This window comes from Marinobacter flavimaris, from assembly GCF_002933295.1.
Classification (GTDB): domain Bacteria; phylum Pseudomonadota; class Gammaproteobacteria; order Pseudomonadales; family Oleiphilaceae; genus Marinobacter; species Marinobacter flavimaris.
In genome coordinates, this window is the sequence record NZ_PSSW01000008.1 from 214073 (window position 1) to 224280 (window position 10208).

Annotated in this window: 9 protein-coding genes; 7 read left to right on the forward strand and 2 right to left on the reverse strand. The window is 48.5% G+C overall.

Annotated features, from left to right (window positions below):
- Positions 1–3 precede the first annotated feature (3 nt).
- From MDHKLMBL_RS15335 to MDHKLMBL_RS15345, 3 genes are all read left to right on the forward strand, one after another.
- Positions 4–1044 carry an HDOD domain-containing protein gene (locus MDHKLMBL_RS15335; protein ID WP_104271299.1) on the forward strand — a complete coding sequence of 347 codons (1041 nt, stop codon included), beginning with the start codon at positions 4–6 and terminating at the stop codon, positions 1042–1044.
- A 121-nt stretch (positions 1045–1165) separates the two neighbouring features.
- Entirely contained in the window at positions 1166–2305 is a 1140-nt protein-coding gene (locus MDHKLMBL_RS15340; protein ID WP_104271301.1) for an HDOD domain-containing protein, read from the forward strand.
- A 227-nt stretch (positions 2306–2532) separates the two neighbouring features.
- Positions 2533–3924: a diguanylate cyclase domain-containing protein gene (locus tag MDHKLMBL_RS15345; protein ID WP_104271303.1), complete on the forward strand. Its 1392-nt coding sequence runs from the start codon at positions 2533–2535 to the stop codon at positions 3922–3924.
- Positions 3925–4241: 317 nt separating this feature from the next.
- Here the strand turns inward: MDHKLMBL_RS15345 and MDHKLMBL_RS15350 are convergent, their stop codons facing one another.
- A complete protein-coding gene (locus tag MDHKLMBL_RS15350) occupies positions 4242–4823 on the reverse strand; it encodes a hypothetical protein (protein WP_104271305.1) in 582 nt (193 codons plus the stop codon).
- Positions 4824–5136: 313 nt separating this feature from the next.
- Here MDHKLMBL_RS15350 and MDHKLMBL_RS15355 point away from each other — a divergent pair, with 313 nt between their 5' ends.
- Positions 5137–5733, forward strand: a complete 597-nt coding sequence (locus MDHKLMBL_RS15355; RefSeq protein ID WP_104271307.1) for a PIN domain-containing protein — start codon at positions 5137–5139, stop codon at positions 5731–5733.
- A gap of 100 nt (positions 5734–5833) precedes the next feature.
- Positions 5834–6373 carry a hypothetical protein gene (locus MDHKLMBL_RS15360; protein ID WP_104271310.1) on the forward strand — a complete coding sequence of 180 codons (540 nt, stop codon included), beginning with the start codon at positions 5834–5836 and terminating at the stop codon, positions 6371–6373.
- Positions 6374–6539: 166 nt separating this feature from the next.
- Here the strand turns inward: MDHKLMBL_RS15360 and MDHKLMBL_RS20915 are convergent, their stop codons facing one another.
- Positions 6540–6707 (reverse strand): hypothetical protein, encoded by a 168-nt coding sequence (locus tag MDHKLMBL_RS20915; protein ID WP_158254289.1) that lies wholly within the window; start codon positions 6705–6707, stop codon positions 6540–6542.
- 235 nt (positions 6708–6942) lie between these two features.
- Here MDHKLMBL_RS20915 and MDHKLMBL_RS15365 point away from each other — a divergent pair, with 235 nt between their 5' ends.
- Together MDHKLMBL_RS15365 and MDHKLMBL_RS15370 are read left to right on the forward strand one after the other, a co-directional pair.
- Complete coding sequence (locus MDHKLMBL_RS15365; RefSeq protein WP_104271312.1) at positions 6943–7560, forward strand: hypothetical protein; 618 nt, start codon at positions 6943–6945, stop codon at positions 7558–7560.
- Between the two features lie 223 nt (positions 7561–7783).
- A complete protein-coding gene (locus MDHKLMBL_RS15370; RefSeq protein ID WP_104271314.1) occupies positions 7784–9649 on the forward strand; it encodes a COG3904 family protein in 1866 nt (621 codons plus the stop codon).
- Positions 9650–10208: the final 559 nt, after the last annotated feature.

Here is a 10208-nt window from a genome sequence, read left to right on the forward strand (position 1 = left end):
TGGGTGCGACGCACTCTTCAATGGGTTAGGGAATTCTTCGGAACCTCGACGACAAAATCGCAGCTCGCGACTACCTCCCAACCGGGCCATGCCGATAAGGAGACGAGCGATCCAGTTTTCTTGGCCGTAGACGAGGTCTCGGGAAGTCTGCAAGAAGGCTTGCTCTCCTGGCTCTTGAACGTGGAGCCACACCAACTTGAGAAAACCGACGAGCGCACAAGCGCCATTGTCGCCCAACTGGAAAGCAGAATAAGCTCTGGCAAACTGGAAGAGTTGCCACGTCAGCCCCTGATTCTCCCCAAGCTGTTGCAAGCCCTGTCCAAGGAGAACTCGGACAGACGGGAGCTGGTTAGCGTTATCTTGAAGGACCCTGCACTGACCAACCGGGTTCTTCAGGTCGCGAACAGCCCCTTTTTCCGATCCGGAGATCAACATATTGAGTCGGTAGACCAGGCGGTCTTTCTGTTAGGGCACAGAGGCATTCGGAATGTCGTGTCGGCTTCCATCATGCAACCCATGCTGGCCGCGCGGGACAATGCCGAAGCGCTGTTCAGTGAGCGAGTCTGGCAGTGGGGCATGACATGCGCCAGATCAGCGGAAGCAGTTGCCATCTCGAAAGGTGTGGACAGCGGTGCTCACTTTCTATTGGGCTTACTGCCGGCGCTCTCTTACATCACCCTTCGACGTGAAGTGGAAAGGCTTTACAAAGACCGCTGCAACCGAGAGGAGGTACCCCCCAGTCTGTTTCGTGCGGTTTTCAGCCAGTTCGATTGGGCAACCGCCCGACTGGTGGCCCAGAAGTGGAGCTTACCCTCTAGCTTCCAAGCCAGTTTGCCTGCAACGACGCGTCCAACGCCGATGCAGTATTCTACCCCGCTCTGCGATGGAATTATGCTGGGTACCCGCGAGGTATTGCGTCACGTCAATCACCCCACTCTGACCGAAGAGGAACTTCGTCAAGTTCTGCTGCTGGAAGAGCCGCAGTTCGACAGGATACGTGGCGCGATTGCGGGGATGCTTGAAAAAGAGGGGAGCCCGGCTTGATAACCCCTACGACTTTTCTTCAGGCACCACGTCTCACACTGCTGACAGGCCGCTGCACCGTATGCGAAAACGGATCTGATTGGCTGTCCCTTTTTCTATCAGGCTTGAAAGGGGCCCTCCATTGAGGACGCTAATTCTGGAACACGACGTAATGATGGCCGACCTTCTGGAGACAGTTGTTAGCGGTCTCTATCCGGGTGGCATTGTTTTTGTAACGGGGGCCATGGAGAGCGCTCTGGCGTATTGGAGGGAAAACGGTGCTGACTTGATAATTACTGGCTGGAGCCTACCGGATGGGTCGGGCCTGGCCTGTGCAAGAGCCGTTCGCGAAAATGACAAACAAACACCGGTTGTCTTGATTTCCAGTCGGTCAGATCGCAAATCTGTGCGCCAGGCTGCACACCACGGCATCAATAGCTACATCGTAAAACCTTTCGATGTGTCGCTCCTTCACGAAAGGCTGAAATCACTGGTTGACCAGGAAGCTTTTGAGCAGCAGTCACCCATCGATCTGGAGCAACGATTACGATCCTCGGTCGATACGGTCATCCAGCTTCCTTGCGAGATTAATACGGCTGATGTCATCAAACTGATGGAACGTCGCCAGGATCTCTATCCATCCCAGCTTGCCGAGCGCTGGAATGGCGAAATGGCGCTGACATCTCGTCTGCTGGATGTCGCGAACACGGCATCTTTCAAAAAGACCGGTGAACCCGTCCGTAATTTGCGTGACGCCATTGCAACCTTGGGGATCGATATGGCACTCCGGCAAGCAGTGGCATTGTCGTTGAATATATCCGGACACTTGCGCGACCCGCGTCTTGCGGAGAGGGCCGAGGCGTTTATTGAACTCGCCGAAAAAACGGCCCGCGAGGCCGAACTGGTTGCAGCGAGGCTTGAAATCAACGCCGCGGAGATTCATGTAGCTGCACTGCTCAGTCGCATTGGTGAGTTGGCAGTGCTCAAGGTGATGCAAGAGGCAATTGACCAAAACTGCTCCATTTCGGAAGAGCATATTGAAGGTGGGTTGGGGACCTGGGCTCCTACCTTTGGAAATCGTCTGAAGGTGCAATGGCATCTACCAATTCCGCTCAGGGAACTCATCGGGGCTGTGCATATTCTTCCTCGGGCCGCCACCCGCGAGTCGCTTATCGTGATGCGCACAGCAGCGCTCAAAGCAGCTGGCGAGGGAAAAAGCGAAGAATGTTTGCGTCTTCTGAGTCGACTCGGGTTGGATGAATATAGCTGTGAGCAACGGTAGCAAGCAAATACAGAAATTGTGGCGAATCGCTTGCGTTGGGGGATTAACAGAATGGATGTGCCCAGCAATCTACAACACACAATGCATGAACGCTTGTCGCTTATGGCTACGGCCAAAAGTGAGAGAGGAAAACGTTAGTCGCTTTTACTGACGTAAAAATGTACATGTTGGTACAATTCATAGGTTCGATGAATCAAATCGCCTAGTTGACATGACCGGTGTGAACCTTGCAAACCCATAGTAAAAATAACGTCAGTGGTGACAGTCGTTTTTTTTCCGCCGACGCTAGCGGAGCGTCAGAGCGTTTGGGGCGGCTGCTTGTTGCTGACGATGAGCCGCGCTTGCTCGAAAGCTTATGCTCGATACTGCGTGACAAAGGATTTGAGGTGGACGAGGCCATGGATGGCGACGCCGTCTGCCAGCAGCTACAAGATAATGCCTATGATCTGATTTTGTTGGATATCCGGATGCCGGGGAAGAGCGGTTTAGAGATCATGGCTTGGTTGAAAGAGACCGGCATGGATTCTCAGGTCATCATTATGAGCGGCCAATCCGACTATCGCATCGTAAGGCAAGCATTCAAGCTAGGTGCCTGCGATTATCTAAAAAAACCCTACGATGTCGATGATTTAATTCAGGCTGTTGGTGGCAAAGTTTTGGAACGAAGACAAAGCCGTTTGAGGGCGACTACAGACTGGTCTAACCCACTAAAAGGCGAGTTTTTCAGGCGCACACTTGATCATCTGCCCGAGCTGGTTTTTTTACTGGACGAGCGAAAGTGCTTTAAATATCTGAACCAAAAAGTCGAGAGCCTTACGGGATTGCCCGCGGAGGAGTTAATTGGTCAACCGCTTTCCCGGCTCGTTCATGAAGATGACATTGCGAAGCTTCCACTGTTCTTTGAGAGGGCCGAGGCTGGCGAGCCAATAACCCAAGAGATCAAGCTTAGGACCCACAGTGGAGAAGTTGGTTACAAGGACTTTGATATTATCATTACCTCTCCGCTTGAGGTGAATCCCGCGCTACCTCAAGCAACCTTCTCTTCAGACGATCCTCCTTTTTTGGGCATTGCCCGGGACATCACTGAGCGCAAACAGACACTGGAATTAATGGAGTTTCGTGCTTCTCACGATTCATTGACCGAGTTGCCTAATAGAAACTTGTTTATGGATCGACTTAGGTTGGCTGTCAGTCAGGCGAGACGTAATGGGCAAAAGTTTGCTGTGCTTTTTATCGACCTCGACAATTTTAAAGCGGTAAACGACGCATACGGGCATGGGATTGGTGATCAACTATTGCAGAAAGTCGCATCCGGTCTGAAACATTGTTTGCGAGAAGGGGATACGCTTGCTCGCTATGGTGGTGATGAATTTATGGCTCTGTTGCCCTCGCTTGATGAAAAAAAGGATGCCGCAACGGTCGCACGCAAACTTTTGACCTCGCTCGAAGCCCCTTTTCGTTTTGAGGGCTGCGACCCTGGCATTTCTATCGGAACCAGCATCGGGATTGCACTGTACCCTGAAAACGGTGATGAGGCGGAAACGCTGATAGAGCGGGCAGACATGGCCATGTATGCCGTGAAACAGGAGAAAAAGAACGACTTTCGCTTTTACAGCTAGTGTAAATCTGAAAACGTCTTGAAATCAGCTCTAACACGGCGATTCCTGACAGGTATAGAATTTGCGCTTATCTTGGGAAGGGTAACGACACAAGAGGCGCAAAAAGAACCGCCGCCCATATTTCTAGAACAAAAAGGCAAGCTCTGGGCGATTTTTCAAGCCATTTGTCCACTGGACACTATCTTCACGAAGGCAACGTCTGACTCAAGATGGGATCACCGGTCGCTTACGTGATACCCTGTTAGGTAGTTCTCAAATACGCTCTTCGTTGGTGCTCGTTGTATCGCTAATTTGAACCCGCGTGATGTAAAAATTGACTAATTTCTGAGTTGTTGGGCGAGTGATGCAAGCTCAAGTGAAAGATCATTACTGAGTTTTTTCTCAGCCTTATTTTCTGAGGGTGAAATTGTCAGATGGTAAGCAATTCCTCCTGCGAATGCGCCCAGGATAATGCCCCCGACATGACCGGTCGCTATCATTGCGGTAACACCGAAACCAGCTAAAAATCCATAGAACAAGCCGGTGCTGGCTTCTATGCCGAGGAAGCGCATTATGTGTCTCGTCGGACGAATTGGGGCTTGAGTACGCACATTTTTCTTAACGTCCAGGTTGACGAGCCCTGCGAGAATTTTCTTTCCGCGACCATGGGTTTTATCAGTGACGTAAAGCAAAGAAATCCAATTGCCGATGCACGGGTCAGCTAGAAAATGATCAACCTCTGCGGATATTTTTTTGTCCTCGGTATTCTTTATAACAAGCTTATATCTCCCCCCTGTTTGGAACTCATGGAGTCGGGGTCCAGTGCTTGCTTGAACATCAACTATTTCACCGCTTACAGATTCGAAACCTAAGATCCGTGGCTCAGACAACCCAAGAAAGTTGAAGGTTACATCATGCATTGGGCTCACCTTGAAAAGAGTTACTCACTGTCAATTAATAACGGAGTGTAGTAGCTTCGTGCTTCTTGGGACCAACGCAGGTGGCAAAATCCACAGTGCTCCCAAAGAGTCGGATAAACCTGTAACTTTCCAGAAACTCGGCAATATTATATTGGACTTGCCTCGATACTATGACAAATTTTGTTCTTAAATGGGGGGCGTCGGACTTCGATCTGAACAATCGGTTTGCGACCTTTGCCCTTTAGAGCAGACTGCGGTTTAATCTGAAATTAGAACAATAAGTTTGGTAAGCCTAAAAACAAGGAGAGTTCGCTTGGCAACAAACTACGTCCTGATAGATTTTGAGAATGTCCAGCCCAGCAACCTGGAGGTTCTGAAACGGCATCCTTTTAAAGTCATAGTTTTCGTTGGAGCGAATCAGACCAAGCTGCCATTTGATCTAGCTCAAGCGATGCAAGCTCTTGGCGATTCAGGGCAGTACGTCAAGATTGCAGGTAGCGGAAAAAACGCCCTTGATTTCCATATCGCTTATTACGTCGGGGAACTGTCCGCAAAAGAACCAAGCGCCTATTTCCATATCATCTCTCGCGATACCGGCTTCGATACGCTGATCAAGCACCTCAAATCACGTAGCATCAAAATCCAAAGAGAGCGTGATTTGGCCGAAATTCCTGTTGTAAGGATGTCCACCGCCACATCAACCGACGACATGGTTACTGCGATCGTAAAGAACCTCTCGGGCCGGGGGCAGTCGAGGCCACGCAAAGTCAAGACGCTCTCGAATACAATCAACTCGTTGTTCACTGAAAAGCTCTCAGAAAAACAGCTTGGTGAGATCGTAAAAGACCTGGAGCAGCGGAAATACATCAGGGTGAATAATGGCAATGTTTCCTATCAACTACCTCACTAGCCCGAAAAGGGCTCTAGCGACCCCAACGTCTTTTGCGTTGCTGCTTTCTCTAAGCTGTAAAGCCGCGTCCGCCTTCGGCGTTCACTGATGAGCCATCAGGATGAATGACCAAGGTCAGACGGTCCCTCATCGAATTTTCTATTCTTCTTGGGATTTTCAGCAGGCGCTTTCTGCTCTGACATTCGTATTGGAAGAATGCGACTTTGACGCAAAATATTCACGTGTACAGCTACGCAAGTTTCGGTGTTTTGAAACGACAGCTATTGTCTCGTTTTCGCGCCCTTTCAAGGTGGGTCGCGGACGGAAAGCTCTTGATCTGACTGCAATCGGCTTCGAATTTTCTGAGCATGAAGAGAGACTTAAGAGTAAATTGCTATGGCTTAGAGATAAGATTGTCAGCCACTCAGATGAAGAAGAAATGGAGTATCGATCATCCTCCTTTGAAGCATTCGAAGATATTGGCATCAGGATGCCGGTAGTTAGCTTTCGGGAGTCTCTTTACCTGGAAAGGGCTCAGTACCGCGCATTCGAATCCCTTTTGCGCAGGCTGTTGTATGCAATTGCACAGTACAAGTTTGATTTTGCTCAAGCTAATCCGGAGTTATTTGAGCAGTTAAAGTTATCGACAGACCAGGACTGATTGCACTTAACAACCAACTATCGTGTGAACTCTTTTTTTGTTTCTTTATGCGGGGCTTAGATGGCCCATTCTGAATGTTCGCTTTGCGACTGTCCCGTTAGCGTCAATGAACTTGAAAAAACTTAACCAGTTCATTAAATCATGGAACTACAACCTGAGCGAGGAGTTAACCGTCCTTGGTCTTTCCAAAAATTTTCGGATAATATTTTGATATTAGGAAGCTGACTACTAAAACCGCGACAAAACCCGCAACACCAATATCAACCATTCCCCCCCGCGTAACCAATGCGAAAATCAGCAAGAATCCGACAATGAATACCAGCGTTTGTTTCATATCTGCTCCTTGGGATGGCTAGACCGTGTGGTTTGGAAAAGGGCGAAAACTATTGAAAATAACAAGATATAACTATAATAGTGAGCCTAGTAGAGGAAGCTGCCGTTCGCACCATTTTAGCGAATCTGACCTCTTCCCAACCTGATATTGCTTGGATTCATCCGGTTCGGCAATTTTCTGGCGTTGATTTTTGTATAAGGAAGTAGTGTCCAAACAAGGAGCAGTGGAAATATCGATGAATAAATTGATCTCCCCACTCTTGATCGTCGGACTCGCGATGTCCGTAACTGGTTGCTTCGATCAATACGGTCAGCAAGCGCCGCAACCATGGAAGATGCATGAGGTCAAAGGGACTCCAATTGTTGTCAATGAACAAACAGGGGAGTTTTATGTCCTCAATGATGGCTATCTGATCGAGATCCAAAAAATTAACCACCAAGATCTCGCAGCAAGAACTCTCAGTCTTCAGAGTCTTTTAAGTCTACCGATGGATGTCCATGCATCAATGAAGTACTCGGCAGGTAACCTAAAGATGGTTCTGACTGTCGATCCCCATACCGTTTCAAATGAAAAGCTAGGTATGACTGCTCCTACCAAGGCTGGTCTCGATGCTGTTCAACGCCTGGCTAAAATTGTCCGTCATGAGGATGATGAGTACACCAAAGTTGTTCTTTCACTTCGGGATGACATGGGCATTGAGGTGCGTGAGATCGATCTCTCTGACGGCCGTTTAAGAACTGCGGTCGACAGCAGTGGCAAAATTACTGGATTGGTCTTCAACGTATCCGAACGAATCAAGCCAGAGGATTACGCCGCGATAGGTAGCCTTGACTACTATTGGCATAACAAGTGATTTCGCCCCAGGCAGCCTGCGGATTTCCGGGTTGTCAAAGCCAAGACGTTGCCGAGGGCCAGATATTGATACGGCGTTCATACAAGCGATTAGCGAGGTCCCCTGAGAGCGATGCCCTTGGGCTTTTGCTTTGCGCAGGCCAGCCCTTTTGCCGCCATACACCAGGGTAGGGTTGCGGGCCTTCTAAAAGGCAATATAGAAGACTTTAAAATTTGAGGCATGGATGATCCAAAACACTAATTATCATGGGCCCACCGCATTTTTCCGGAAGCACTGGAATGGTGATTACTCGCTAGCGCGCTCATACTGGATTAATACTCTTCTGGTTTCACTCTTTGCGCCGGCGCTGGGCCTTTTAATATCTCCTCTGCTGCAAGACTTACCCGCTCGATACTCGTCGGCGTCGGTTCTTGCTCTCACAGCGCTTGGGTTACTTATTTGGGTATGGGCGATAACCGGAACCTGGGCTTCAGCAAATAAACATGTTGAGCGAGGCGGGAAGCAGGGCTGGGCAACCGCTGCGAAGCTGGTGATCATTCTGAGTATCATCCGGACTATTGGTGATGTGGGAAACTTGAGCGCGAGTCTTGAAGATCACTGGCGCGTCGCTATGGGGGAACAAGCCGGACCAGAATACACAGTCCAAGTTAGCGCTGATGGGCAGTCAATTGTCTTCAGGGGTGGGATGAATGACGGTGCTGCCGAAGCTTTGTCAAATGCTCTGGATATGGCTCCCGCTGTCAAAAATGTGGTTTTCAATTCAATGGGAGGTTGGGTCCGAGAAGGGAATCTTGTGGCGGATATTATCTTGGAACGTAAGCTCTCTACGTACGTTGAAGGGGAGTGCACTTCTGCCTGCACCATTGCGTTTCTGGCAGGCAAAGACCGACTCCTTGGGCCAAACGCAAAAATTGGGTTCCATCAATTTAAGTTTGTGGGTGAGACTTTTGGTGAGAACAGTGATCAAACGGCGGCGCGGGACGTTTACGAGCGGTCGGGTGTTTCGAGAGAGTTCATAAATAGAATTGTAGCTATTCCTTCTGAGGAAGTTTGGTATCCAGAGAAAAAGGAACTCATGGCTGCAAACGTAATCACTCAGGAGAGTAACCAAAAGGAAATTACATCCCCTGTGGCTGGTTTGGGCAGGATAGACGCCGGAAATCAGGACATTGAGAAAGGTTTAATCGATGGTTTCAAACAGGCGGCTGACGAAATCAATCAAAGCACGCCTACCATGGTGGATAGCGAAACCCGTTTGGACAAGGCAACGGTTGGCCCCGGAGCGGTATTAACGTATCACTATACTTTCCCGAACTATTCATCAGACGAGCTGGACAGCGTATGGATTAAGTCTGAGCTTCGTCAAAGCGTGACCAGCAATGTGTGTAAAAACGAAATAATGAAGCCTGCACTCGAATACGGTGGTAAATACGTTTATTCATACTCTGGCAGTGATCAAATAGTTATTGAATCGTTTCAGATTACACAAAAAGACTGTGGCGATAGGCCTCGAGCCTCAGTTTCCAAAAACTTCGTACCTGTGAAGCTTCCCCACGGCGTACAAATTGAACTTCCTAAAAACTGGCAAGTCTTGAGCGAAAATCAGCGTATTACCATTGATTCTTCAGTACAATCGCGCGCAGAATTTGCGGGCGAAGTGTTCGACGCGTCTTCTGATTTGAATTTTGGTGCGAACTACTACGACGATGCAGGAAAAACTGCGGCACTCATGAATGTTCGATTCTACCCAAATTTGGAAATTTCGCAGGCTGATGCTCGCGCCTCCGGAATTCCCGATATTAGCGAACTTGATAGCGTGATACGTGACTCTATGACTGAAGCGGGCCAGATTAATGGGTTTTCAGTCCTAGAATGGAGCGGAACGTCCAAGCAGAAGATCAATGGTATTACCGCATTTGTGACCGAATATAAGCGATCTTCAATTTACAATAGCAGTAATTTCAAGGTCCGCCTCGTGCGGGTGTTTAATAAAGAGAGGTCTTTCACGATGACAGTTTCGTACCGGGAAAACCAAGAGCACCTTTTACGCCCGATTTGCGACCGTATTGTTTCCTCGATCAATATTTGAGTCTTTTTATGGACCATTCATGTAAATAAAAAACACTCGTCTTCCGATTGAGGTGTAAACATCCCTGTTTTAGTCGCACCGCAGATTTCGTGCTTTCAGGCCATTGGTTTTCGCCATCAGTTCATCATGCATTCGTGGTGCCGCAACCTTCTGTACAGAACAATATACTTGGCTCTCCAAACAAACGAATTGTCGAAATAGTTTACATCATACAATACTATTTTTTATCGATGCAGTAACTACCTGTAAAACCTGCAAAATTTAAATTGGCTTAATACCTGCATAGAGAAGACTGTGAAAGGAAAGATGAGAAAGAAGTAAAAAGGAACCTAACCTTTTCAAGGAGCAAGCAAGATCATGAAAAGATCAATTACTGTATATTTTGCCTTTCTGGCCACAATGCTTTCACCGATGTTGGCGAATGCAGGTCTAATTACCTGAATCAGTGACTCCGCTCGAATATAGCACCCTGAGCCTTGGTTGGCTCACGCCTAACTCATTTTTGAAGCCAGTCCGGTTATGTTGAGAGCACGACTGTCAGTTTACCGATTGAAACACC

Bases quoted from the DNA above. Each gene is read 5' to 3' on its own strand.
- MDHKLMBL_RS20915 (WP_158254289.1), bottom strand. From the start codon at position 6,707: ATGAAACAAACGCTGGTATTCATTGTCGGATTCTTGCTGATTTTCGCA.
- MDHKLMBL_RS15360 (WP_104271310.1), top strand. From the start codon at position 5,834: ATGAATGACCAAGGTCAGACGGTCCCTCATCGAATTTTCTATTCTTCT.
- MDHKLMBL_RS15370 (WP_104271314.1), top strand. From the start codon at position 7,784: ATGATCCAAAACACTAATTATCATGGGCCCACCGCATTTTTCCGGAAG.
- MDHKLMBL_RS15365 (WP_104271312.1), top strand. From the start codon at position 6,943: ATGAATAAATTGATCTCCCCACTCTTGATCGTCGGACTCGCGATGTCC.
- MDHKLMBL_RS15350 (WP_104271305.1), bottom strand. From the start codon at position 4,823: ATGCATGATGTAACCTTCAACTTTCTTGGGTTGTCTGAGCCACGGATC.